General features: G+C 40.7%; 27 protein-coding genes. 6 read left to right on the top strand and 21 right to left on the bottom strand.

Annotation, left to right across the window (positions count from 1 at the left end):
• Positions 1-79: 79 nt before the first annotated feature.
• The 7 genes from FC33_RS06055 to FC33_RS06025 all read right to left on the bottom strand — a co-directional run bounded on the left by FC33_RS06055 (position 80) and on the right by FC33_RS06025 (position 5,350).
• Positions 80-1,009 carry an alpha/beta hydrolase gene (locus FC33_RS06055; protein ID WP_057827712.1) on the bottom strand — a complete coding sequence of 310 codons (930 nt, stop codon included), beginning with the start codon at positions 1,007-1,009 and terminating at the stop codon, positions 80-82.
• An 87-nt stretch (positions 1,010-1,096) separates the two neighbouring features.
• Positions 1,097-1,903, bottom strand: a complete 807-nt coding sequence (gene minD, locus FC33_RS06050; RefSeq protein ID WP_057827711.1) for a septum site-determining protein MinD — start codon at positions 1,901-1,903, stop codon at positions 1,097-1,099.
• A gap of 2 nt (positions 1,904-1,905) precedes the next feature.
• Positions 1,906-2,583 carry a septum site-determining protein MinC gene (locus FC33_RS06045; protein WP_057827710.1) on the bottom strand — a complete coding sequence of 226 codons (678 nt, stop codon included), beginning with the start codon at positions 2,581-2,583 and terminating at the stop codon, positions 1,906-1,908.
• A gap of 21 nt (positions 2,584-2,604) precedes the next feature.
• Positions 2,605-3,102 (bottom strand): rod shape-determining protein MreD, encoded by a 498-nt coding sequence (gene mreD, locus FC33_RS06040; protein ID WP_235803901.1) that lies wholly within the window; start codon positions 3,100-3,102, stop codon positions 2,605-2,607.
• Between the two features lie 24 nt (positions 3,103-3,126).
• The gene (gene mreC / locus FC33_RS06035) at positions 3,127-3,978 is read right to left on the bottom strand and encodes a rod shape-determining protein MreC (protein WP_057827708.1); all 852 of its coding nucleotides are present in this window, start codon (positions 3,976-3,978) and stop codon (positions 3,127-3,129) included.
• Positions 3,979-4,046: 68 nt separating this feature from the next.
• Complete coding sequence (locus FC33_RS06030; RefSeq protein ID WP_057827707.1) at positions 4,047-5,048, bottom strand: rod shape-determining protein; 1,002 nt, start codon at positions 5,046-5,048, stop codon at positions 4,047-4,049.
• Between the two features lie 80 nt (positions 5,049-5,128).
• Positions 5,129-5,350, bottom strand: a complete 222-nt coding sequence (locus FC33_RS06025; protein WP_057827706.1) for a cold-shock protein — start codon at positions 5,348-5,350, stop codon at positions 5,129-5,131.
• A 105-nt stretch (positions 5,351-5,455) separates the two neighbouring features.
• On the opposite strand from FC33_RS06025, the gene FC33_RS06020 reads away from it, so the two are divergent.
• The gene (locus FC33_RS06020) at positions 5,456-6,184 is read left to right on the top strand and encodes a sulfite exporter TauE/SafE family protein (protein WP_057827705.1); all 729 of its coding nucleotides are present in this window, start codon (positions 5,456-5,458) and stop codon (positions 6,182-6,184) included.
• Here the strand turns inward: FC33_RS06020 and radC are convergent.
• The 7 genes from radC to ezrA form a co-directional block, all read right to left on the bottom strand.
• Entirely contained in the window at positions 6,181-6,852 is a 672-nt protein-coding gene (gene radC / locus FC33_RS06015; protein ID WP_057827704.1) for a RadC family protein, read from the bottom strand. The genes FC33_RS06020 and radC overlap by 4 nt on opposite strands.
• A 43-nt stretch (positions 6,853-6,895) precedes the next feature.
• Positions 6,896-7,549 carry an HAD family hydrolase gene (locus FC33_RS06010; protein ID WP_057827703.1) on the bottom strand — a complete coding sequence of 218 codons (654 nt, stop codon included), beginning with the start codon at positions 7,547-7,549 and terminating at the stop codon, positions 6,896-6,898.
• Positions 7,539-8,867, bottom strand: a complete 1,329-nt coding sequence (locus FC33_RS06005) for a bifunctional folylpolyglutamate synthase/dihydrofolate synthase (RefSeq protein ID WP_057827702.1) — start codon at positions 8,865-8,867, stop codon at positions 7,539-7,541. Before FC33_RS06005 ends, FC33_RS06010 begins: the two co-directional genes overlap by 11 nt.
• A gap of 74 nt (positions 8,868-8,941) precedes the next feature.
• Positions 8,942-11,608: a valine--tRNA ligase gene (locus tag FC33_RS06000; protein ID WP_057827701.1), complete on the bottom strand. Its 2,667-nt coding sequence runs from the start codon at positions 11,606-11,608 to the stop codon at positions 8,942-8,944.
• 320 nt (positions 11,609-11,928) lie between these two features.
• Positions 11,929-13,146 (bottom strand): tRNA uracil 4-sulfurtransferase ThiI, encoded by a 1,218-nt coding sequence (thiI, locus tag FC33_RS05995; RefSeq protein ID WP_057827700.1) that lies wholly within the window; start codon positions 13,144-13,146, stop codon positions 11,929-11,931.
• 12 nt (positions 13,147-13,158) lie between these two features.
• The gene (locus tag FC33_RS05990) at positions 13,159-14,307 is read right to left on the bottom strand and encodes a cysteine desulfurase family protein (protein ID WP_057827699.1); all 1,149 of its coding nucleotides are present in this window, start codon (positions 14,305-14,307) and stop codon (positions 13,159-13,161) included.
• Between the two features lie 170 nt (positions 14,308-14,477).
• On the bottom strand, positions 14,478-16,196 hold the full coding sequence (gene ezrA / locus FC33_RS05985; protein ID WP_057827698.1) for a septation ring formation regulator EzrA: 1,719 nt from the start codon (positions 16,194-16,196) through the stop codon (positions 14,478-14,480).
• Positions 16,197-16,543: 347 nt separating this feature from the next.
• Here ezrA and rpsD point away from each other — a divergent pair, with 347 nt between their 5' ends.
• Both rpsD and FC33_RS05975 read left to right on the top strand, forming a co-directional pair.
• Complete coding sequence (gene rpsD, locus FC33_RS05980; RefSeq protein WP_057827697.1) at positions 16,544-17,149, top strand: 30S ribosomal protein S4; 606 nt, start codon at positions 16,544-16,546, stop codon at positions 17,147-17,149.
• 90 nt (positions 17,150-17,239) lie between these two features.
• Positions 17,240-17,707 carry a YueI family protein gene (locus FC33_RS05975; RefSeq protein WP_057827696.1) on the top strand — a complete coding sequence of 156 codons (468 nt, stop codon included), beginning with the start codon at positions 17,240-17,242 and terminating at the stop codon, positions 17,705-17,707.
• A 23-nt stretch (positions 17,708-17,730) separates the two neighbouring features.
• On the opposite strand, the gene FC33_RS05970 is transcribed toward FC33_RS05975, so the two are convergent.
• Positions 17,731-19,734: a hypothetical protein gene (locus FC33_RS05970; protein WP_057827695.1), complete on the bottom strand. Its 2,004-nt coding sequence runs from the start codon at positions 19,732-19,734 to the stop codon at positions 17,731-17,733.
• 113 nt (positions 19,735-19,847) lie between these two features.
• Here FC33_RS05970 and FC33_RS05965 point away from each other — a divergent pair, with 113 nt between their 5' ends.
• The 3 genes from FC33_RS05965 (at position 19,848) to FC33_RS05955 (ending at position 22,317) form a co-directional block, all read left to right on the top strand.
• Positions 19,848-21,143: a replication-associated recombination protein A gene (locus FC33_RS05965; RefSeq protein WP_081037068.1), complete on the top strand. Its 1,296-nt coding sequence runs from the start codon at positions 19,848-19,850 to the stop codon at positions 21,141-21,143.
• 307 nt (positions 21,144-21,450) lie between these two features.
• Positions 21,451-21,744, top strand: coding sequence for a hypothetical protein (locus tag FC33_RS05960; RefSeq protein ID WP_057827694.1), 294 nt, complete (start codon positions 21,451-21,453; stop codon positions 21,742-21,744).
• Between the two features lie 66 nt (positions 21,745-21,810).
• Positions 21,811-22,317, top strand: coding sequence for a universal stress protein (locus FC33_RS05955; RefSeq protein WP_057827693.1), 507 nt, complete (start codon positions 21,811-21,813; stop codon positions 22,315-22,317).
• A gap of 59 nt (positions 22,318-22,376) precedes the next feature.
• Here FC33_RS05955 and FC33_RS05950 read toward each other — a convergent pair whose 3' ends face one another.
• The 6 genes from FC33_RS05950 to FC33_RS05925 all read right to left on the bottom strand — a co-directional run bounded on the left by FC33_RS05950 (position 22,377) and on the right by FC33_RS05925 (position 25,574).
• Positions 22,377-22,925, bottom strand: coding sequence for a DNA-3-methyladenine glycosylase I (locus tag FC33_RS05950; RefSeq protein WP_057827692.1), 549 nt, complete (start codon positions 22,923-22,925; stop codon positions 22,377-22,379).
• Positions 22,926-22,984: 59 nt separating this feature from the next.
• Positions 22,985-23,761 carry a sulfite exporter TauE/SafE family protein gene (locus tag FC33_RS05945; RefSeq protein WP_057827691.1) on the bottom strand — a complete coding sequence of 259 codons (777 nt, stop codon included), beginning with the start codon at positions 23,759-23,761 and terminating at the stop codon, positions 22,985-22,987.
• 273 nt (positions 23,762-24,034) lie between these two features.
• Positions 24,035-24,343: a DUF1292 domain-containing protein gene (locus FC33_RS05940; RefSeq protein WP_057827690.1), complete on the bottom strand. Its 309-nt coding sequence runs from the start codon at positions 24,341-24,343 to the stop codon at positions 24,035-24,037.
• A gap of 9 nt (positions 24,344-24,352) precedes the next feature.
• The gene (gene ruvX / locus FC33_RS05935; protein WP_225354675.1) at positions 24,353-24,796 is read right to left on the bottom strand and encodes a Holliday junction resolvase RuvX; all 444 of its coding nucleotides are present in this window, start codon (positions 24,794-24,796) and stop codon (positions 24,353-24,355) included.
• Positions 24,784-25,062, bottom strand: coding sequence for an IreB family regulatory phosphoprotein (locus FC33_RS05930; protein WP_057827688.1), 279 nt, complete (start codon positions 25,060-25,062; stop codon positions 24,784-24,786). The genes ruvX and FC33_RS05930 overlap by 13 nt, the downstream gene beginning before the upstream one ends.
• Positions 25,063-25,277: 215 nt before the next feature.
• On the bottom strand, positions 25,278-25,574 hold the full coding sequence (locus tag FC33_RS05925; protein WP_057827687.1) for a hypothetical protein: 297 nt from the start codon (positions 25,572-25,574) through the stop codon (positions 25,278-25,280).
• Positions 25,575-25,646 lie beyond the last annotated feature (72 nt).

Genomic DNA, 25,646 nt, shown 5'->3' with positions numbered 1-25,646 from the left:
ATTTAATCAAAAATAAAATGAAGTGGCATTCGTTAATTTCAATTTAATAGGTTTTATTTTATCACATTCTGCTTCCAAACTACTTTAAATATTGTGCAAAAAATGCTCCAACTTTCATCTTATATGCTTGGTAATGATTCTTTAACGAATGAGCGTGCCCGGTATCCTTGGTGATCCAAATTTCTTTTGGAGCTTTCGTTGCCCGGTAGTTTTGATAAACCATATAAGTCCGAACAAAATCATCCTTATCACCATGGATAAATAAAATTGGAAGCTTATCTTTTGCCAGCTGCTTTAACGTATTCGCATCATTAAAGTTAAACCCAATCATCGGTTGGGCCAGATATGCTCCCCCGGCTAAGATCGGTCCCGCCGGAATATGAAAATCATGCGTAATCACATCATAAAATTCTTGGTGAATACTGCTAAAGCCGCAGTCTTCCACCACACATTTGACTTGCGGTGGAAGTTTCTGACCACTGACATTCATCACGGTTGCACCGCCCATACTTACGCCAAAAAGACCAATTTCAACGTTTGAGCCTTCCCGGTCAATAATTTGATGAATCCATTTGACATAATCTAACCGATCAAGCCAACCAAATGAAAGATACTTGCCGCCACTGCGACCACTTCCGCGATCATCAGGAGCTAAAACATTATATCCTAATTGATGGAACATTTTAATATACCGGGCCATCAATTGTGAATTTTCATGCCAACCATGGGCAACCACAATTGTTTTGTTTGTTTTTTCAGCTGCCGGAACATACCGCGCAACTAACTGAATATCCTTGTTACCAACCGCCGTTTCATGCCAGGTTTGTTGCGGCGTCTTATCAAGCCACTCAATGGCTTCGCGGGTCGGTTGATCCGGCGTTTTCGTCTTTCTTCCAAACCCGTAGTTAATAAAATAAAAACAAATTCCAATGTAAATTATAATTACCGCAATTAAAATTCCAATCAAAATTTTCAGCCATCGACGGCTTTGCTTTCTCTTTTCTGCCATTTTCACTTCTCATTCTCTCTTTCTCAAAAATTAAAACGAAAAAGGACATTTAGATTTGATCCACTCCAAATGCCCTTTAAATCAAATTTATTTTCTCTTAAACCATTCTGTAACTTTCTCAAAGAATCCTTTTTTCTTCTGTTCCTTAAGGGACATTAACGGCACCGTTTCACCTTCAAGTCGCCGTGCAATGTTGCGGTACCCCTGTCCCGCAGCACTCTTTTCATTTAGAACGACTGGTTCGCCTTTATTTGATGAACTGATTACGTCTTCGTCGTCAAAGACAATTCCTAACAACTTAATTGACAAATGCCGGGTGATTTCATCAACATCCATCATATCGCCATCGTTCACCATGTGTTTTTTAATCCGGTTAATAATCAACATTGGGGCTTCCTTTAAGTCCTTCTGTTCCAATAAACCGACAACCCGGTCTGCGTCACGAACAGATGAAATTTCCGGAGTTGAAACGACAATTGCTTGATCAGCACCCGCAACGGCATTCATAAATCCTTGTTCAATTCCTGCTGGACAATCAAGCAAAATATAGTCAAAGTCGGGGCGTAATTCTTCAACGATTTTCTTCACTTCTTCAGGCTCCAGTGCACTTTTATCCGTGTTTTGAGCAGCTGGAAGAAGGAAAAGCTTGTCATCAAACCGCTTATCTTTAATCAATGCTTGGTGCAATTTGGCGCGTCCCTGAGCAACATCAACAATGTCATAGATGATCCGGTTGTCGAGTCCCAGAACAACGTCAAGGTTCCGCAATCCAATATCAAGGTCGATCAAACAAACTTTTTTATCCATTAATGCCAAAGCTGTTCCCAGGTTAGCAGAGGTGGTTGTCTTTCCTACCCCGCCTTTTCCTGAAGTAATTACAATTGATTTTCCCATAATTAAAATCCTCCAAACTTGGCATAAATTTTAGGCCTTAATTTCTTCAATTCATCCATTCTCAAATATGCAAGCTTATGTAAATCATTTACAAAAACGACTGGCTTTGATTCATCCGGTTGGACTTCATCGTCAAAAATCGTGACTAAATCGGCAATTCGAACCTGTTGGGCATGGGTAACATCCCCAACAATGACCGCCGAGTTATTATCTGGGAAACCAGCTGAAACGATTCCCTCAGTCTTTCCTAAAAGATAAACATTTCCGGTTGCCCGAAGGATCCCGCCTTCATGGATCATCCCCATAAAGAGGACATCCCCGTCAATCGTTTTAACCTGCCCATTCCGGATAATATCCGCATTCGCATGGATCATGTTCTTTTCAATAATTGCCGCTGCATCATCTTTCAAGATAACATCAGATTTAATGCGGTGAATTGAAAATAGCGGATAGTTTGCAAAAATATCTTCAATTTTCTTCTTTTCATCCGCTGACAACAACCGGTTACCCGTTTGAATCTTAAAATCAACCTGATCAGCATCAAACTTTGAATTATCCTTATAAAGCTGGTCTAACAATTGTTTGAGTTCGTGTTCAACATCACTGAACTTTGCGGCGCTTCGAAGGACGATTTCATATCCATCTTTATGTCCTTTAAGTGAAATTGCTTCGTTTGCCAAGTCGCTCACCTCTTTTAATTACTATGAATATTTGAGAAAAAGTTTTTTAAGTGGGTAATATAAAACCACGTACAATGCTAAGTTAAAAGCCAAAGTCGGTCCTAAAGTTCTTCCGATAAAATCAACAATCGACACTGACGTCTGCCCAACGATCAAATTCATCCCATATGAAAGGGCCGTTAAAACGGTAATATCAATTAAATAAATTAACAGCAATACAATAAATGAAGGTTCAAAGTATTGCATGATCCACCGTGTAATATAAATCATTAACGGAAAAAGAACTAAGAAAACTCCAATTATGCCGGTATAAAACATGTCATACATCAATCCTGCAAAAATCGCCCACGGAATGATGTGATCCACTTCACCAAAGCAAACCGCCATAAAGATCCATAGGAACACCATCCGGCATTCAACAAACGTCGTTGGGGTGATCATCCACCCTGACCAAACGTGCGTCAACGTTCCATCCAAAAAAATTGCAAGAATCAATCCGAGTGGAAAGATGTATCTCATTTTAGGAATTCGCATAGTACACCTCTAATCTTGCCGTTTCGCAACCGTTACAACGTTTAAGTTCGTCATGTCAGCTGCCGGCTTAATGTAAATCTTGGTTGGAAGTCCTGCTTGTTGGTTAACGACCTTTTCGACCGTCCCGACAAATAATCCTTTAGGCGTCGTTCCGCCTAAACCAGAGGTAATGACTTGGGTTCCCTTCTTTACATTTTCCTTTGAAGTAATTTGCCCCATGACCAATAAGTTTGTATCCGTATCATAACCCGTGATCAAGCCGTTTACAGTCTGCCCATTATTATCAATCAATTGAACTGCAAATCGGTCAGCCGCATCATCCTGGGTCGTTACCAGTTCAACTTTACTGTTATTCTTATTAACTTCCATAACGCGACCAATCAACCCTTTATCAGAAACAACGGCTGAGCCCTTGGTAATTCCTGCGTTTGATCCTTTGCTGATCACGATTTGGTTTTGCCAGGTCGAAGGTGAGCGCGAAATAACATAGGCCGAAATATCGGTATATGATGTCAAGCTTTTATTCAATGATAACTGTTGCTTTAATTGCTTATTTTCTTGCTTTAAAGTCTCATTTTCAACTTGAAGGGCATTCATTGAATCCAACTTCTTTTTCAACTGCGCATTTTCTTGGTATGTATCCGTCAAATTTGAAACGGAACCCGTCATCCGTGAAATTCCCTCAACTGGAGCATTTACAACTTTATCAACGACTCCAGCAGCACTATTCCCAATATTTTGAATGAAGGAAGGGGTCGAACGATCATTCCGAACAAAAATTGAAAATGCAATCAATAAGAACGCGATAATTAACGATACCATTGTAATAACAAGTTTCTTATTGAAAAATGGTTTTTGCATTTAAAATCCTCCTCAAAATAAAAACCGTATCATTTTAACCCGCGATGATACGATTTTTAATTGCCATGTTATTTCTTCATTACATCAATATTCTTTAATGATTCACCTGTACCAATGGCAACACAATCGAGTGGTTCTGAGGCAACAAATACTGGAACCTTCGTTGCTTCTGAAATAACTTCTGGTAAATGTCTTAGTTGTGCTCCGCCACCAGTTAACACAATTCCGTGATCAATAACATCGGCAGCAATTTCAGGAGAAGTTTCTTCCAATGTTTCCTTGATTGCTGTAATAATTGCTTGAACAACTTCTTGAATTGCCTTCGCAACATCTTCAGGCTTAATTTCAACTGTTTGCGGCAATCCGCTAATTAAGTCACGGCCCCGAACACTTTGACTATCTAATTCTTTAGCAGCCTCAACTGAAGCTGAAGCAACGTCGATCTTCAATTGTTCGGCTGTTCGTTCACCGATCAACAAATTATAATGTTGCCGCACATATGCTGTGATTGCCTCATCAAGCTTGTCCCCAGCCATGCGAATCGAGCGGCTTGATACGATCCCACCTAATGAAATCGTTGCAACGTCCGTTGTTCCACCACCGATATCAACAACCATACTTCCGGTTGGATCCATTACAGGAAGCCCGGCACCGATTGCAGCTGCAAATGGCTCTTCAATTACATATGCATCCTTTGCCCCTGCGACCTTCGTCGCATCGATCACGGCCCGTTTTTCAACTTCCGTTACTCCACTCGGTACACAAACCATTACATCAGGCCGTCTTGAATGAGGTTCAAGTGATTTATCAATGTAGTATTTCATCATCGAAACCGTTGTATCATAGTCGGCAATTACGCCATCTTTCATTGGGCGAATCGCAACAATACTTGCGGGGGTTCTCCCAATCATTGCCCGCGCTTCTGAGCCAACTGAAACGATCTCGTCTGTCTTTGTGTTCTTCGCAACCACTGATGGTTCCCGTAATACAATGCCTTTTCCTTCTGAAAAAACAATTGTGTTCGCCGTCCCAAGGTCAATTCCGATATTTCTTGCACCAAATCCGAACACTCTTTCTCATCCCTTCGTCCGCTTAATTTAATATTTAGTAAAATTATACCACAGTTAAAATCAATTAAATAGCACTAAAATCAATCGTTCAGTTCCCCGTTCAACGGTTCAACTTCGACAGCTTGCATTCCCCGTTTGCCTTCAATTTCAACAAACCGAACCCGCTGTCCTTCATCAAGCGTCTTGAACCCCGGAGTAATGATTGCTGAAAAATGAACAAATAAGTCTTTTCCTCGATCATCTGGGGTAATAAAACCGTATCCCTTTTGTTTATTAAACTGATGAACTGTTCCCGTTAACATGATTGACCTTCTTTCTTTACGCAACAAAATTCTATCATATCAAATTTTGATAAACAAGAAATGGTTAATGATACAATAAAAGTATTATTTTGAAGGAGAAAACAAATGACCAGCATTATCTTCATCACGCTTATCGGATTTTGTGCGGCAATCATTCAAACGACTGGTGGCTTCGGATTTGGGTCGCTTTTCGTACCGATCGTTTCAATGATCGTTGCCTACCGGTATGCAACTTTTATTTCAATTATCACCTGTATGTTTTTACAAATCTCAATTATTATTAAATATTTTAAAAAGATTCAGTGGCAGTTGATCATTGCGCCTGCCATTATTTCCTTTTTCACGTCATACCTCGGAATCCACCTGATGGTCGGTTTTTCATCAAAGACAATGGCAATTCTTTTAGGAATCTTTCTCTGGATCCTTGCGATTTATCTAATTTTAATTGCCCCGAAAGTGAAATTAAAGAAAAACGTTTGGGCTGAACTGGGAGTTGGTGCAATCAGCGGATTTACTGGTGGGATGTTTGCGGTTGGAGGTCCGCCAATGGTTGCTTACTATGATTCAGTCATTGATGATCCGGTTACATATCAAGCAACGATCCAAACATTTTTCTTTTTAACTTCGATTGCGATGGTGACCGAAGACATCCTCTGCATTCACTTATCTTCAAAAATCGGCATCCTCGCCTTTTTCGGAATCATTGGTTGCTTAGTTGGAACTTTCGTTGGAACGAAAATTTTACAACGGATTTCAATGAAAACCGTTCGCAAAATTGCCTATATCGTAATGTTGCTCGCGGGGACATATAACTTGGCGAAGGGAATCTTTTAAATTAATTGAGCTTCCCGAAAACTGAAGTAATTATTTTTACCAATAATAATGTGGTCGAGCAATTCAATTCCTAAAAGCTCACCACACTTTACCAAACGATCAGTTAGCAACTGGTCGTTTTTTGATGGCTCCGGTTTTCCACTGGGATGGTTATGCGCAATAATGATTCGCGCCGCCGTAAACTGAATTGCTAACTGAAAAATTTCGCGGGGATGAACCGTGGCACTATCAAGCGTTCCCTTAAAAATTTCTTTCTCATGAATGATCTGATTTTTCGTATCCAACAGCACGCCGTAAAGGACCTCTTGCCGGTTAAATTTTAATTTTTCAATTAAATGGTTCCCAATCATTTGACTGGAACCGACTTGGCCTAAAACAAGCGGGGGTCGCTGCCGACATCGCTTTACAAACTCGCAGACCACCTGCATCCTTATCGCTTTTGTTTGATTATTAAAGTATCTTTCCCAATCGGTTGCGGTCAGGTAACTAATGTGGGTCAAATCAAAATTTTCTGTAAAAAATTGATCCGTCAGTTGCGAAACCTTTCGCGGCGCACAAAACTGCGAAAGTAAAAGTCCAAATAGTTCCCGGTCACTTAACTTGGTTGCCCCATAACGTTTGATCTGCTTTTCTAAATAATCAGCTCGAAATTGATTGGTTAACGTCATTCAAAAACACCTCCATTTACAAATTCGCAAATGGAGGTTATTTTTAATCTTTAATAAAATCGATCACTGCATTTAAGTCCGGTTGAATCGTTAACGTGTGTTTCCGTTCAAACTCTTCCGGTTGAATGTAGTCCGGCACCATAATTACTGGAATTTCAGCCCGGTTAGCCGCCTTGATTCCATTGGTTGAATCTTCAATGATGATCGTTTTTTCTTTGGCTGGCCGCCCCGCCTTTTCCCATGCTCTTAAGAAAATTGCCGGTGAAGGTTTGGCCTTTTGAACATCATTCGCTGAAACAATAAAATCGAATCGGTTTTCAAAATTCGTTTCTTTAAGGTAAAAGTCAATATCTTCCCGATAATTGCTTGAAGCCAATCCATATGGAATTTGATGATCTTCTAAATAGCGAGCTAAATCTAAGAAACCCGGTTTAAATTTCAACATTCCTTCTTTTACGACCGGAAGGATTTCATCCCGGCTTAATTCCAAAAAACGTTTGATCAATTCAGGATCGCCGTAATCTGCAACCATCTGGTTATACATTAGATCATAACCGCCACCGATAAACTGTTTATAGTAATCAAATGTAAATTCAAATCCCAATTTTTGAGCTGCTTTTTGGTCAGCAGCAAAATACATCTTTTCAGAGTCGTATACGACCCCATCCATATCAAAGATCATTGCATCAATTTTCATTTTCATTCTCCTCATCATTTACAAAGTAATGGCGCACTTCTGAAATAAAGTAAAGCGATCCGGTAAACAGCAAAACATCATCTTCATCCATCGTTTGGACTGTATCAACCAACGCCTGTTGCCACTGGGCAGCAGCACTCACTTGCGGAAATTCTTCTTTGACCTTTTGCGGATCGATGACCGGGCGTGGACTATTGAAACGGGTCACCGTAATTTCAACGTTTGCCAGTTTCAACAGTTCCGTCAGCATCTCTTTCGGTTGCTTATCAGCCAAAATCGACGTAATGATGTGAATCTGCCGATCATGGAACCGGTCCTTTAATAGTTTTGCAATCTTTTTGATCGCCTGAATGTTGTGTGCCCCGTCTAAAACAATCAGCGGTGATTCATTTACGCGTTCAAATCTTCCGGGCCACCTCATTTGGGCAAGCGCCCGCTTAACATAGGCATCTTGCAAATTCCAATGTTCGCTTTCAGCCAGCAGCTCAACTGCCGTAATTGCCAAAGCCGCGTTCGAAACTTGGTAATCCCCCATCATTTCGAGATGCAGATTTTTAAGATGATTTTCACCAAAATCATAATTAAAGTTTTCACCCCAAACGTTATTGGGTAGCAACGTTGTTTTGATTTGGTCATTAACCTTATATACGGGAGCATTCATCCGCTGTGCTTTTTCCGTAATGACTGCAAAAAGATCATCTGGCAGATCCGCAACCACCACCGGCGTATCCTGCTTAATTATTCCCGCTTTATTTCGGGCAACGTCTTGCAATGTCGGACCAAGATACTTTAAATGATCCTTCGCTACTCCAGTAATAACCGATACCAATGGCTGGATAACATTTGTTGAATCATATGTTCCACCTAGTCCAACTTCAATCACCGCATAATCAACTTGTTGCTCTGTAAAATACTTGAACATAATTGCCGTATCGATTTCAAATTCGGTCGGCCCGCCGCCACGGTCGGCCCAATCATCATCCATTTGCGCAACAATTGGCTGGATTTCACTTACCATTTGAACTAAATCATCATCCGGAATCATTTCACCGTTAATGCAAATGCGGTCATTGAACTTAATAATGAATGGTGAGGTAAACGAACCAACCTTAAATCCGTTTTCAATTAAAAGTTGCCGAATGTAGGCCGTCGTTGACCCCTTTCCATTGGTTCCCGTTACATGAATCATCTTAAGGTTTCGTTGCGGATCACCTAACCGCTTGCAAAAATCCCGCATTCGGTCAAGCGTCGGAATCTTTTTGAATTTCGTCCGGCCGTGAATAAACGCCAAGGCATCCTGATAAGTTAACTGTTTCACGCTGAATCCCCTTCTTGTATCATTTCCTTCATTATATAAAAAGAGAAGATTGAACTTCAATCTTCTCTTTCAAATTATTTATCCAATTCAGCTTGTAATTGGCTGATCCGATCATTGGTTGATGCAAGTTTTTCCTTGTAGTTCGCAAGTTTTTCACGTTCCTTACCAACCACTGCTTCTGGTGCATTGGCAACAAACTTTTCATTGCCCAGTTTCTTTTCACCGCGTGCAACTTCCTTTTCAAGTTTAGCTGCTTCGCCTTGAAGCCGTTTGATTTCTTCGTTCAAATCAATCAAATCAGCAAGCGGTAAATAAACTTCGGCCCCGGTGATCACCGATGTCATTGCCAATGCAGGAGCTTCAACATCCGCATTGATTTCTAAGTGTTTTGGATGACAGAAACGTTGAATGTAATCAACATTGTCTTCGAAGATCTTCTTGGTTTCGTCGTCCTTCGTCTTAATTAAAATATCAATTGCCGATGACATTGGAGCATTTACTTCTGCCCGGCTGTTCCGAACAGACTTGATCAATTCAATCAAGTTTTCCATTTGCCGTTCAGCATCTTGATCATCAAATTCAGCGTGAATTTCAGGATACTTTGCAACCACGATTGATTTGCCTTCATGCGGCATCGTTAACCAGATCTTTTCGGTTACAAATGGAATTACTGGGTGAAGGAGCCGTAATGTTTGGTCAAGTACATAGCAAAGAATTGCTTGGGTGTTCTTCTTTAACTTTTCATCAGAACCATTCAAGTTTTCCTTAGCCATTTCAATGTACCAATCACAGAAGTCATTCCAGATAAAGTTGTACATTGCCCGGCCAGCTTCACCAAATTCAAAGGTATCAAAGAAGTGAATAACATCTTTGACTGTGTCGTTCAACCGGCTGATGATCCATTTATCAGCTAATTGCCATTCTTCCTTCGGTGGTAATTCAGCCTTGGTATCTTCATCAAGGTTCATGATTACGAACCGGCTGGCATTCCAAATCTTGTTAATAAAGTTCCATGCGCCATCCATTTTTTGGTATGAGAAGCGAATATCTTGACCTGGCGTTGAACCAGTTGTTAAGAACCACCGTAATGCGTCCGTTCCATACTTATCGATAACGTCCATTGGATCGATTCCGTTTCCAAGTGACTTACTCATCTTCCGACCTTGTTCATCCCGAATCAAACCGTGCAAAACAACGTTCTTAAATGGTGTCTTGCCAGTAAATTCAAGACTTTGGAAAATCATCCGTGATACCCAGAAGAAGATGATATCGTATCCTGTAACTAAAGTACTTGTTGGGAAGTAACGCTTAAAGTCTTCGGCATCCGTATCTGGCCAGCCCATTGTTGAAAATGGCCATAATGCACTACTGAACCATGTATCTAAAACATCTGGATCTTGTTCCCAGTTTTCGGCATCTTCAGGAGCTTCCATGCCAACATATGTTTCGCCGGTTTGCTTGTTATACCATGCTGGAATCCGGTGACCCCACCATAATTGACGTGAGATAACCCAGTCGTGGATGTTTTCCATCCATTGGTTCCAGGTATGTTCAAACCGCTTTGGAACAAAGTTGACCTTGTCGCCATCTTTTTGGTTCTTCAATGCCATTTCAGCTAACGGCTTCATCTTAACGAACCATTGCGTTGACAACCGGGCTTCAACTTGAACTCCGGTCCGTTCTGAGTGACCAACACTGTGAACGATTGGTTCGATCTTCAACATGTAACCTTCGTCTTGAAGATCCTTAACGATTGCCTTCCGGGCTTCAAACCGATCCATGCCTTCATACTTGCCAGCATTTTCATTCATCGTTGCATCTTCATTCATTGTGTTGATGCGCTTCAAGTTATGCCGGTTACCAACTTTAAAGTCGTTCGGGTCGTGGGCAGGAGTGATCTTAACCATTCCGGTTCCAAATTCTGGATCAACGTATTGATCAGCAATAATTGGAATGTGCCGACCTTGGAGCGGCAATACAACTTCCTTGCCGACTAATTCCTTGTACCGTTCATCACTTGGGTTGACCGCAACCGCAACGTCCCCAAACATTGTTTCCGGCCGGGTCGTTGCAATTTCAATGTAGTGTTTGCCGTTGAAGGTGTAGTCTTCATCAACAAATGGATATTTAACGTGGTAAAATGCCCCTTCGTCATCTTGGTGGATAACTTCAATATCTGATAGGGCAGTCCGAGCTTGCGGATCCCAGTTAATGATGTATTCGCCCCGGTAGATCAAGCCTTTATTGTATAAATCAACAAAGACTTTCCGAACAGCCTTTGATAATCCATCGTCTAAAGTAAACCGTTCGCGGTCATAATCAACAGAGATTCCCATCTTTGCCCATTGTTTGTGGATAATGTCACTGTATTCGTGAACCCAATCCCAAACCTTTTCCACAAATTTTTCACGGCCAAGGTCGTAACGGGTAACGCCTTCTTCACGCAATTGAGCTTCAACCTTTGCTTGAGTTGCAATTCCCGCGTGGTCAGTTCCTGGAACCCATAATGTGTCGTAACCTTGCATCCGTTTTTGCCGAATCAGCATATCTTGTAACGTGTTATCCCATGCATGGCCTAAATGCAGCTTTCCGGTAACATTTGGCGGGGGAATAACAATTGAATACGGCTTAGCCTTTTTATCGCCACTTGGCTTAAAAACGCCATCTTTAACCCATTTTTCGTAACGACCCGGTTCAACCTCTTTTGGATCGTACTTGGTTGACATATCGATTTCTCTCATCGGTCGATTCCTTTCACTTTTAAATTTTTACTGGCGGATATAAAAAAGCATTGCCGTCACATAGGACGACAATGCCGTGGTACCACCTAAATTGAAAGTGAACTAATTCACTTTCCGCTTAGCTGATTAATGATAACGAACTGTCAGCCAGTCCGGTTATTCTTAATATCCGTTCAGAATAACAGCTCCCAAGCTACAAATACCCGGTTCATTTCGACTTTCGCAACCGCCGTCTTCTCTGGAAAATGAACATCGAATATCCCTCTTGTTCTCTGCTTATAGTTGTATTCTAATCTGCAATTCAATAATCGTCAAGCAGATTACAGGAGTTCGGCAAAGCTTTCTTCATTTGCGTTCATAAATTCATCTGAACTGTTGATCTCAGTAATTTGAATGCCATCCATTGCCCGTTGGATCAGGCCATCAACATCTAAGCGTTCTTCATATTGACGTGCCCGATCGATCCGCGGCTTAGTCTTTGGAGCTGGCGGTGCAAAAACGGTACAGCAGTCTTCAAATGGTTGGATCGATAAGTCAAACGTGTCGATTTTTTGAGCGATTTCAATGATTTCGTTCTTATCCATTGAAAGAACTGGTCGTAAAACCGGCATTGTGGTGACATCATTGATTGCTGCCATACTTTCAAGCGTTTGCGACGCAACTTGACCTAAGGCTTCACCGTTAAAAATGGCAAGCCCTTTCCGCATTTTGGCAATCTTTTCGGCTAGCCGCAACATAAAGCGCCGTTGAATCGTCATCAAATATCCTTCTGGGACTTCATGTTTAATCGTTTCTTGGATTTCCGTAAATGGAACCTGAATAAATTTGATCGTTCCAACATACGGTGCCAATTTGGCAGTTAATTGCTTTGCCTTATTCAATGCTTGTTCACTGGTATATGGCGGGCTGAAAAAGTGGACCATTTCAATGGCAACTCCCCGCTTCATTGCAAGGTAACCTGCAACTGGTGAGTCGATCCCGCCAGATAACATCAACATTGCCTTACCTGCCGTTCCAACCGGCAATCCGCCAGCACCATTGATTTTTCCATATGATAGGAAAATTCCATCCGGCCGGACTTCACATCTCAACGTTACATCTGGATCTTTCATTTTAACGTGAATATCGTCAAAGGCCTGTAAAATCGTGCCGCCTAAAAGATCATTCATCGCATTTGTATCATACTTAAACTTATGATCTGAACGCCGGGTATTGATCTTAAACGTTAATCCGGGATGATATTTTTCCTTCATCATTTCAATTGCCATTGCTTGAACTTTTTTAACATCCCGTTCAACTTTTACAGATGGCGAAAAGTTTTGAATTCCAAAAACTTGGCCTAACCGGGCCATTACCTTTTCTGAATCTTCACCGTTTAATTGGATATGCATCCGATCACGATGGGCCGCAATTTTTAAATCTGGAAATTCATGCAATGCTTGGCGAACATTGTATCCTAACCGGTCAATAAAATTTTTGCGGTTCTTTCCTTTCGTTGAAAGTTCACCGTAGCGAACCATAATTTCTGAATACTGCATCAAAGTCCTCCATTATGAGTTGATCATTTTAAATTCTTCATATAATTTATCGAAAACGCGATTGAATTCATCCGCTTCTTCAAGGGTATTATGTTCATCAAGACTGACCCGAACCGCTGACGTTGCAATCTTTTCAGGAACCTTCATTGCAGCTAATGTTCCCGCAATGTCACCCTTCTTTGATGAACAAGCGCTCGTCGTTGAAATATAGATATTATATTTTTCAAAGGCATGTACGATCGATTCACCGCGAACGCCATCAATTGTGAAGCATAAAATATGCGGCGCAAACGTTTCATCATTCTTTGAGAAAATATGCACTTTATCAAATTGACTGATATGCTGATAAATTCGATCTTTAATTGCCCGTTGATGGGCAACCTTTTGATCTTCATCTTCCATCAAAAGCCGAAGCGCCTTAGCCATTCCGGCAATTGCTGGCAGGTTTTCCGTTCCACCCCGTAAATTCTTTTCCTGGCCACCGCCATCGATCAGCGGTTGAACCATCCGGCCGCGCTTTTTGTACATAAAACCTGTTCCCCGCGGCGCATGGAATTTATGACCTGAAAATGCAAGGAAATCGACCCGCGGATTCCGAATCAGCTTTTCGACCCCCTTGCCAATTGCTTGAACAGAATCAACGTGAAAATGAATCTTCGGATAATCATTTAAAATTTCAGCAATTTCTTCAATTGGCTGAATCGTTCCAATTTCGTTATTAATTGCCATAATTGAAACTAAAATCGTATCTTTCCGAATTGCCTTACGCACATCTTCGGGTGAAACCCGGCCTTCATCATCGACCGGCAGATAAGTCACATCAAAACCCATTTTTTCAAGGTGTTTCATGCTATTCATGACAGCAGCATGTTCAACGCTTGACGTAATAATGTGCTTTCCGTATGGGCGTTTTTCCATTGCGGTTCCCTTAATTGCCCAATTATCACTTTCTGTTCCACCACTTGTAAAATAGATCTCATCCGGATAACAATCCATCAAATCAGCAATTTGCTTCCGTGACTGTTCAAGGAGGTTAAAAGCCTTTTCGCCCCATGAGTGAAGCGATGATGAATTTCCCCAGATATTTTGACAAACCGCGTCATACGTTTGCAAAACTGACGGATCCATTTTGGTGGTTGCACTGTTATCAAAATATATCATCGAATTATCCTTTCCGTTAAAATTTTATTTACATTTATTCTGGTACGACTCGTAACTAATTTAATCATCTTACTAATTTTTTGTAAAGGGAAAAACGGCGTCAGCCTTGATTCAACCGATTATCCGTTAACCTTTCAATACAAAAAAATTGCGGCAAATGCCGCAATTTTTTAATTCATTGGATATTGCCGTTGAGCTTGTTCCCGTGATTCATAATCATCGGTAATTCGTTTATATGCTCCCGGTTCAACCTCTTCAACTGCATTTGAAATCGTATCAAGTGCATCAACGTAATTGTATTCTTTATTGAATAGTTGACTTGCCTTCTTGTATGCTTCTTCAACTTCCGGATACCGGGTCCGGTAACGGTTGGCATATTGTAAGAATTCTTCAGACAACGTTGCGCAATCAATGATTTCTTTGGTCTTATCACCTAAAACATCTAAATCAGATTGCGTATTGATCAATGCCTTCGTAATTTCATCCATATTGATTTGAATTTGACCAAGTGCATCATCAAGGTTTTCGATTTCATCGCTCACCTTAAAGAAATAATCCGTATATTCCCGTGAAAGCCCAGGTAAATTCAACTTTTCAACATCCCGGCGCATCCGGTGAATTTCAAGGTCGAATCCTTGGACGGCCTTTTGGGCTTCCTTTTCTTCTTTCCAAAGATTTGAAACCCCGTCATTGATTTCTTTTTGCTTCTTTTCAATCTTTGTCAGCTTATCAATGTTATCTTTTTGCCGTTTCAATTCATCGGAATAGATCACGCCTTCTGAGCGTTGCTTCGTAAAGTTATCAAAGTCTTTCCGAATTGCCTGAATTTGAACTTGAAGGTCATGGGCATCCTCAAATTCATTATGCGTCAATTCATAATTTTGCGATAACCGATCCAAGTCAATCAGGAGTTCATGTTCTTGTCGTTCTGCATGCTCAACAAAGTCTTGATAGTAGTTGTAGTTCTTTTCAACAACCTTGCGTGCCCGATATTCTTGATCAATTTCATCATATACCTTGTCGATATCCGTTGTGAGCTTTTCATCAAGCTTCGTTGCATTCTTCAAATCGACCTTCTTTAGGTTTTCGAAGTTCTTATCGACCATCTTTTGGAGATCAGCAAGTTTCTTTTTCAAATCTTCGTGGAAAACATACTTTTCCTTTAACAGCTGATCAACAGCGCTGTTTAATTCCTTGAGTTGATCAGGGAAAACGCTCTTTAAGTTTTTAAAGATTGGCGGAATCTTTTCCACCTTTTCTTCCATTTCAGCGGTTGCATCTTGTAAATCTGAAAGTGGTTTTGCTGATTTAACGTAATCGCCGCTTTCCATTAACTTCGTATAATCGTTGAACTGCTGTTCCAATTCGCCAAGTTGTTCTTCAAGTTTGTCACTGCTTGGACCAAATGAAAAGCTCTTAGCAAGAAGTGTCTTCCGCAGATCCTTATACTTTTCGCTTAATTCTTCAACTGCTTTTTGATGTTCTTCCGTAACTTTGCGGATATTCTTCAATTCTTCCTTGATCTTTTCAAATTGAGCAGCGGTTCCGCTTAACTTTTCGTCAACATCTTTCAATTCATGATTGATTCGTCCAAATTGATAGTGCTGGTTCAATTCACGCAAATCATTCAACAATTCTGAAATTTCAGGAAGTTTGCGGTTGATGATTTCCCGGTAATCCTTATCAACCTTTTCAAATTCGGTTAAGCTGTCACCCGATAAATTCAATTTACTAATTTCAGCCAGTTCTTTTTCAAGTGAATTTCCCGTGATTTCATTTACCTTTGCTTGGTAAACCTCAATCTGCTTTGCTTTATGGCGTTTAAACAAGTACACCCCTAAGTAGATCACTAACGCAATAATAATTAGTGAAATCAAAAAGATAACCATAAAATCCCATCCTTCATCCGTACAATTATTTGAATCAATTCTTATTTAAAATAACCACTAATTTCATTCTCCATAATTATACCATATAAACGGGCATTCCTATTAAAATGTTTAATTATAAATAAATTCAAAGTCAGCCATTGACTTTCATGCTGCAGACCGGTACAATGGCAATTGTGTAAAATAATGCAGCAGTAGACGGTAAGAACGTCAACAGTTGGTTGCCATTTTGGTTCTGCAAGTAACTTTTCGGCTGCAAAAGCGAACGTCTAAAATCAACTGCACGAATACTAAGTCTGCACCGTTATTTTACTCCATAAAAAATACATTTTTGGAGGAACGATATTATGTCTCGTTATACAGGTCCATCATGGAAGGTTTCACGTCGTTTAGGAATCTCCCTTACAGGCTCAGGTAAAGAATTAGCACGGCGTCCATACGCCCCAGGTCAACACGGTCAAAGCCGTCGGAAGTTATCAGAATACGGTATGCAATTGCGTGAAAAGCAAAAGTTACGTATGATGTACGGCATGACAGAACGTCAATTTGCTAACACATTTAAGCGTGCCGGCAAGATCCGTGAAGGTAAACACGGTGATAACTTCATGATCCTTTTGGAACAACGCTTAGACAATGTTGTTTACCGTTTAGGTTTAGCAACAACTCGTCGTCAAGCACGTCAACTTGTTAACCACGGTCATATTACCGTTGATGGCAAGCGCGTTGACATTCCATCATACGAAGTTCAACCAGGTCAAGTAATTTCATTACGTGAACGTTCAAAGAACTTACAAATCGTTAAGGATGCTTTGGAAGCCGTTGTTGGTCGTGCTCCATTCGTATCATTTGACGAAGACAAGATGGAAGGTACATTAGTTCGTTTACCAGAACGTGACGAATTAGATGCTAACATCGACGAATCACTTATCGTTGAATACTACAACAAACTTTAATAATTTATCAATTATTAAATGGAAGGCTGCAACAATTGCAGCCTTCTTTTTTTATCTGATATAATAGCGATACTTAAAGGAGGTTGAACCATGACTGATGAATTACAAGAACATCTCAATAAGGGAATGTATGGGACCCCGAAATTAAAACCTGATGAACAGCGCAAATATCTTGGCACCTTTCGCGAACGGGTCGATCTAACCGTAACGTTTGCGCAGCTGAATTCTGAAAAGTATTATCCGGCGATCCAACAGGAACTTGAAGAGCATCCTGAATACCGAATGACGATCAATGGCAGTGTTGATCAGGATCAATTAAGCCGGCTAATTCAAATTGCCAATTCAGCCAATGCGGCATTTACCTGCAGTTCTGATTTAACCCTCCCTCATGCCGCTTCCGATTTGGCGGTCGTGATTGCCGCTCCGCATCAAGCAATTCATACTGAAGTGGTTGATGTTGCCCTCCGCTATCCGCTGAGTAATGCCTCCCCTGCTCCAACAAATGAAAAAGATTCAAAACATCACTTTTCGTTAAAGGATTTATTCCACAAAAAATAAAGGTTTGGCATTTCGCCAAACCTTTATTTGAATTGGGCAACAACTTCTGCCGCGATATCGCGTTGCTGATTCAACGCCATTTTTTCATGCGGTTGAAGTGCTCCGCTTGCATGGGCGCCTAAGAAGACCGCTAATTCAGGATGTTCTTCTGAATATGGTTGATAAATATTGCTAAAAATCATATCAATGAATCCATCACGCATTTGAAGCTGGGTCGCAATCTTTTCGAGTAATTGAATGTACGTCTGGTCCGCATCATTCAATGCATCTACACTTTGGAAGTGTGAACCGGTAAATGAATCATAACGGAGTAATACTTGGATTCCACGCGGAATAACTTGATCCAACGTCAATCCCTGCATCATTAACGTCTTCCGTTCATTGCGGCCAAGTTCAAACTTTTTATTTTCAATCAATTGTTTTAATGTTTTCCGCCCGTCACCAACAACATTTTCCGGAACCCGTTCAATTAAACTGGCAACTTTTCCATTCAAGATCAATGCCTGGTAAGTTGAGCCCGTTGAAACCTGTTCAATCAAAACTTGTGAAGTTTGCTTCAACATCACCCCGACACTTTCCACAAATTCCTTTTTACTTGGTGCCATCCGATACAAAATTCCGTGGGCATCAGAGTGTCCATTCGCATTTTTAAGAACGATGGCCTTTTCTTTAATCATCGGATAAAGCCGAATTACCTGGTCAACCGTTGCAATTTTCCATGAAGGTTGGATTTGAATTGCAAGGTTCCCGACCAATTGCTTTGCCAATTCTTTGTTATCCCAAAGTTTTGCCATTACCGCCTGATCCAAATCGCTTTGCAAGCCGTTCCAGACATAATGACCGTTAATTTCAACAATGTCCTGGTCATTATCGATTACCTGGTAATCCATTCCCGCTTCAAATGCAGCCTGTAAAATCCGCATTGAATTTGCTGATAACTTCGATGATTGCCCTTTGGTCGTTCCGGCATGGGTCTTCGCAAGCAAAAACTTTAAAAGCGACTGACTGCCTTGTTCCCGCAGTAAGCGTGCCGCCAAGGTCTGCATTCCGTCTTCCAGTCTAGCTTTGATTGCTTCAACGGTTCCGTTCCAATTTTCGCCGTAATTAAAATCAACCGCGAAGTGATTCAAGTTATCAATTAACGGCTTAAACTTCGCCATTTCATCAATCTTCCGGAAAGGACTTGCGGCTGCAATTTTACGATCTAATTCCCGTGAAGCCTTAATTTGAGCCATCAACTGGTCGTTTGCCACGCCTTCATTCATTAAAAAGTATCCAACCATTACATCAATCAAGTTCAGAATATTCGGTCCAATTCCTAATTGACTATCCGGGTTAAAGTCTAATTTTCGAAGCGTTAACGCCGTGATACCCTGTTGATGATCAAATTGTCCTTCAAGTTTAACCTTTCCAAGCGCATTTTTTGTCCCGAAATAACTTTTAACCGTCCGAAAATCCGGTTGAAATTCTTGAATCCCGTTTAAAAGATCAAACGTTAAGATCGACCGTCGCGTCCGCCCATCAAGATCATTAAAAAACGCTAACGATGATCCTGTAAGGTAGGTTAAAAGTGGCTGACTCAATTCAAATCCTTGAGCAAGTTTCAAGTAAATTTGATTTCGAAAATCATAGTAATCAATCTTGTATTGCTTGAATTTGCGCTGATAAAGTTCCAAAAAGAGTTGTTCTGGAAGTTGGATTGAAATCGTCAAGCCGCTGTTTTCATCAGCTGCCAGCGGCCATAATTTGAATCCATGGGTTGCTAATTGATGTTTCAAAAACCGTAATTGAAGTTGAACTTCCTGTTTCAACCGTTTAAGCCGATATGCTCGCGGTTGAACAAGTTCAATGTGGTTTCCATTAATATGCAAATATTGATTTTCATCGATCATCGATGCGATGTCATTGACCGCATTGCCATTTTCATCAACAACAAGGTAAGTCTGCCTCATTGAGTACTTAAAATTATTTAAAACGTCAATTAGTCCTTCTTCATTGATCGTTTTTCCAATTTCATCTAATTTCATGTTAATTCATCCTGTTATCCTTGATTTTACTATAATTATACTCAATTTTATGTTTAACGGGTACCCTTTAAAAGTGCTATAATACTAGAAAATTACTGAAAGGAAATGACATCATGGCATTTCATCCATTAGCGTACCGGATGCGCCCGCAAAACCTTGATGAAATCGTCGGGCAGCAACACTTGGTCGGCCCCGGAAAAATTATTCGCCGGATGGTCGACGCTAAACTGCTTTCGTCAATGATTCTTTATGGACCGCCCGGAACGGGAAAAACCAGTATTGCAAGCGCAATTGCCGGATCAACTAAATATGCCTTCCGGAAATTGAATGCCGCGACGGATTCAAAAAAAGCGCTTGAACAAGTCGTTGCTGAAGCTAAAATGAGCGGAACCGTCATTTTGATGTTAGATGAAATTCATCGTTTAACCAAGCCAAAGCAGGATTTTCTTTTGTCCCACCTTGAAAGCGGGCAGATTATTCTGATCGGAGCAACGACTGAAAATCCATACATCGCAATTAATCCCGCAATTCGAAGCCGGACTCAAATTTTTGAACTTAAGCCGTTAACCGCAGCCGACATTCGCCAAGCCTTAAAACGTGCGCTTCACGATGAGAAAAACGGCTTAGGATCATTTAACGTTGACCTTGATGACGCCGCCCTCGAACACCTCGCAAATGCGACGCACGGTGATCTGCGTAGTTCGCTGAATGCGCTTGAACTTGCAGTTAAATCGACGCCTACAAACGATGACGGTGAAATCCATATCACGTTGAAAATTGCTGAGGAATGCGTTCAACGCAAAGCATTAGTCCATGATAAAAATGGCGATGCCCACTACAATGTCGTTTCCGCCTTTCAAAAATCGATTCGCGGATCCGATGTTGATGCCGCTTTACATTATTTGGCACGCATGGCCGATACTGACGACCTTCCAAGCGTGACCCGCCGCCTTTTAGTAATCGCATATGAAGATGTTGGTTTAGCGAACCCGCAAGCGGCTGCACGAACCGTGGCAGCCGTGATTGCCGCTGAAAAAGTTGGATTTCCGGAAGCCCGAATTCCGCTTGCTGAAGCAGTCATTGACTTATGCTTATCCCCCAAATCAAACTCCGCAATCAGTGCAATCGACAAAGCCCTTGATGACCTGCACCAAGGAAATTACGGTGAAATTCCGGATTGGCTTAAGGATCCGCACTATCAGGGAGCTGAAAAACTTGGGCATGGTGTTGGATACAAATATCCGCATGACTACCCGCACGACTGGGTCAAACAGCAATATCTTCCTGACAAGATCAAAAATCGGCATTACTACCTTCCGAAAGAGAACGGGCGTTATGAAAAAGCCCTTGCGGAACAGTATTACCGTCTTGAAAAATTTAAGGGACGCCCGCCGGCAAAGAATGAGTAGTTTCTAATTTGAAAAAAGATTTTAAGCGTGTTAAGATACTGTCAGAATATTTCTATGGTGTACGCATTGTCTCATCAATGTAAGGTTGACCGAACACTTTTAGACATGAGGATCACGATATTTGGTGGCTGGCAGGCTCATTTCACTTGAGAACCAAAAGCCATCTTAAGTGATCCGTCCCTGCTAACATTGCGGGTTCAACTACAAGAGACGATTAACGGCACTAATGGAGCAACGAGGATGTGAACAGTCACATCCTTTTTTGATATAATAATTCAAAGAAAATTGATTAGTTGGAGGAGTTTGAATGTCACTTATTACCCGCATTTTAGTTATTATCTTAAGCTTGATCATTATGTTTCTTGGAGGCTACCTCTGGACACACCGGAAGAAAAAATTTCTGGTTTTCTCACCGGCTGATAAACCATCCCTTTCAACCACCCTTGCTGTTTTAGGCGGATGTTTGATGGTCGCTGGGCTTGCAACTTTGTTTACAAGTTTCATGGCAAATCTCGTTCCATTTTTATGGATGATTGTAATCGATGTCATCCTTGCAACCATCATGACTTTCACCTTGTTAATTTATCTTTTCTCAAATTAATGATTTCGCTTTCTTTTTCTAGATAAATTTTGTAGAATGAGGTTGAGGATAGGAAGGTGATTATCAATGTTACAAAGTTATAAAAGTATTTTAGTCCCAATTGACGGTTCATATGAATCAGAATTGGCATTCAAGAAAGCCATTAACGTTGCTAAGCGGAACGGTGAAGACACATCGTTACACCTCGTTCACGTTGTTGATACCCGGGCTTTCCAAAACATTTCAAGTTTTGATACCACAATGGTTGAACAGGTTACCGAAACGGCGAAGAAAACATTAAGCGGATATGCTGATGAAGCGAAAAAAGCCGGTGTGAAAAACGTTGACTTTTCAGTTGAATATGGGGCTCCAAAGGTAATCATCGCTAAAGATATCCCGGACGAAAAAAATATTGATTTGATCATGATCGGTGCTACCGGATTAAATGCCGTTGAACGGATCTTAATCGGTTCCGTTACAGAATACGTAACGCGGACAGCTCAATGTGATGTGCTGGTTGTTCGGACTGATCTTGAAAACAAACCAGCTTTAACAAAAGATTTAATTAAAGCTAATCGGCGTGAAGGATTATAATTGAATAAACTAAAAGAAGGTTGGAATCGCAATTGAATGTGATTCCAACCTTTTATTTTTTACCGCCATTCACAACTAATCAAATGATCATTGATCACCCCGACGGTTTCTAAATAAGCATACATGTTTTTCGGGCCGACAAATGTAAACCCATAATTTTTCATTTGACGTGCTAGTTGAACTGAAAGTAAATTTTGAGATGGAATCTGTTCCGCACACTGCCACCGATGATCAACTACTTGATTCTTGGTTAAACCCCATACGATTTGATCAAGCAAGATTTCCTTTTCATGAAGCTGATCTAAAACCCGGGCATTATGAATAACTGCCCGAATTTTTCTGCGATTCGCAATCATTTGCTCAACTTGGACCATTTCTTCAATCTCGCGTTCCGTCATTGCCGCCACTGACGGGACATCAAAGTCATTAAATACCCGTTTTAAAACGTGACGCCGATTCAAAATCAATTGCCATTGCAATCCTGCTTGAAAAGTCATCAACGAAAGCAGCTCAAATAAACGCTGGTCATCATGTTGCGGCTTGCCCCATTCATGATCATGAAAATCAATCATGCTTTGCTTCCCATTTTCTGCCCATGAACATCTCATTTTTACATCACCTCACCTTTAAATACGCAAAACGGACCGCAAACTTGCGATCAGTTTTCCTAAATTAAATGATATGCTTGTAAAAATAATGAGATTCCGAGAATCCATGATAAAATGCAGCACACGATCCGCATTTTGCGATCAGACACGACCCGGACGATTTTCGGTCCAACCAGGCCGCCAAACCATAATCCAATCGCCAACGGAATAACATACTTCCATAAAATCGGCGCCTTAAAAAGATAAACAACCGCGCCGATTACATTTGCAAACGCCAACGTAAAATTCTTTAATGCATTATTGACTGCAAAGGTATTTTGGCGGTTAATGACGATCAAAAGTGCCAATAAGACAACCCCGCCACCAGCACCAAAATATCCAGTGTAGATGCCTTCAAGAAAAATTCCTAAATAAACCGCAAGCCGTTTACCGACACTAACTTGTTCATCAACGACAACCGCCTTTTGACGCATGTTTGGTACGAGAACCATAATCCCCGCAAACATAATAAAAAATGGAACGATTTTCTTGAAAATTGTCGACGGAACCCAGAACAGCAATAGCGCCCCTAAAATCACTCCTAAAATTGATAACGGTAAGATTTGCCAAATTTGTTTTTTCTTACCATTCAATTCCTGCTTCGAAGCAATAATCGAACTGAATCCAGACGATAATAACGAATATGTATTCGTAACGTTGGCCATTACCGGCGGCAAACCGACCATTAATAACGCTGGGTACGAAACAAGCGATGCCAACCCTGCTGCACTGCTTGAAATTCCGGCAAGAAAGCCTGCTGGAATCAAAAATAATACTAACTTAAGTAAACTAATCATATCTCTTCCCTCACATTAATTAAAAAATTAACGCTAATATTTTACCACATTTAAAAATTAATTTTTAGGCTACTAAAAAAGAAGGTGTGACAAAACAGTAAAAACGAGCGTGGTGGAAGCAGAAAAGCGAACGAATCGCGTAGCATAGATTCGGAACTTTTCGAATTAGCTACGCGTCACCACTCAGCTCGTTTGTTTTGAAACCCGATTATGCGGATATAACAAAAAGGCTGCGACTTACGTCACAACCTCTTTACGATTAATTGAACATAGCTATTGCATATTTTCGTCGTTTAAGAATGTATCAAGGACGCCTTCGACCATGTCCCATTCTTCATCACTTTCAATGTCGTAAAGTTCTGCATCCTTTGCATCGCCGTTTTCATCCGGATCAAATGCAAAGGCAAGCACATCAACCTGTTCTTCTGGTTCTGAACCAGCTGGAATTAAAAGAATATATGATTTGCCGTAATCTTCAGATTCAAACGTGAATAAAATTTCATACAAACTTTCATTTCCCTTATCATCAACTAATGTGATCAAATTATCATCATTTGATTGGTTTTGATTATTTTTTGCCATTCCTTTACCTCACTTTAGTAAGTCTACCAGTTTGCCCTTGCGATCTAAATAGTTTTGCAAGATCAACGTTGCTGCCAGTTTATCGATTACCTGATAACGTTTCTTCCGCGATGCATCCGCCTCTTCAATCAGCATCCGTTGGGCCTCAACCGTCGTTAACCGTTCATCTTGGAAATCAATTGGCAAATTGATCTTTGCCTGTAACATCTTACCATAATTTTGAGCAGCTTCAACCCGCGGGCCGCAAGTATTATTCATGTTTTTAGGTAAACCGATCACAAACCCGACAACTTGTTTTTCCTTTGCAAGCTCAACGACCCGGTCTAAGCCGAAAACTTCTTCGTCTTCATTGATTCGAACGATCTCTACTCCCTGTGCTGTCCAGCCCAATTGATCACTTACAGCGACCCCGACCGTTTTTGAACCGACATCGAGTCCCATTATTCGTGCCAATTGATCTTCATATCCTCTCTATCAAGGTATGAACGAACTAACTCTTCAATAATTTCGTCCCGTTCAAATTTTCGAATTAAGTTCCGCGCATTATCAGCTCGGGGAATGTATGCCGGATCACCTGAAATCAGATACCCAACAATTTGATTGATTGGATTATATCCCTTTTCTTCAAGTGCATTGTATACCGTTTGTAACGTTTGATGAATTTCTTTTTGTTCCCCTTCGTTATAATCAAAGAAAACCGTCTTATCTGATGATGCCATCCAGAACACCTCCGTAATTATTATCTAATGCCTTTATTTTACTAAACTCCCCAAACTACCTCAAATGATTTTGACTAAAATTGCCAAATGTAACAGAAATGAAAAATCATCCCTATCATTTAAATTCGCAATTCAGATTTAAATATTGAAACAAAAAGACAAGCTCTCGTTTAAATCGAAAACCTGTCTTTCATAACTTTCATCAGTCATGCTAATTAAGCATTTGCCTTTGCAAATGACTTGGCATGCTTTTTCAAATATAATAACAAATCTGTTTCGCTATTAAATTCCCGCGGGTGGTGTTGCCCATGTAAGCGGAGAATAATCTTATTGATCCGAATGCGTCCGGTCCATGTATACGTGTGATCTACAATAAAGCGGTTATTAAGCTTTTCGCCTTTTTTGCCAAACTTTAAAACATACACTTTTTCAGGCACAATTAATGGATTAACGTGCTCTTTTTCATAGTCAACGCCATGGGCTCTTAAGAAATGTTTTGTTTTCTTTAGCATGTTATTCCTCCTTATCTGCCTTTTACTCCTTTATTATACCAAGTTATCGTTCAATAAACTAAGATTTGGTTC

Source organism: Ligilactobacillus aviarius subsp. aviarius DSM 20655 (assembly GCF_001436315.1).
GTDB lineage: Bacteria > Bacillota > Bacilli > Lactobacillales > Lactobacillaceae > Ligilactobacillus > Ligilactobacillus aviarius.
This window is presented reverse-complemented; position numbering and strand designations above follow the sequence as displayed.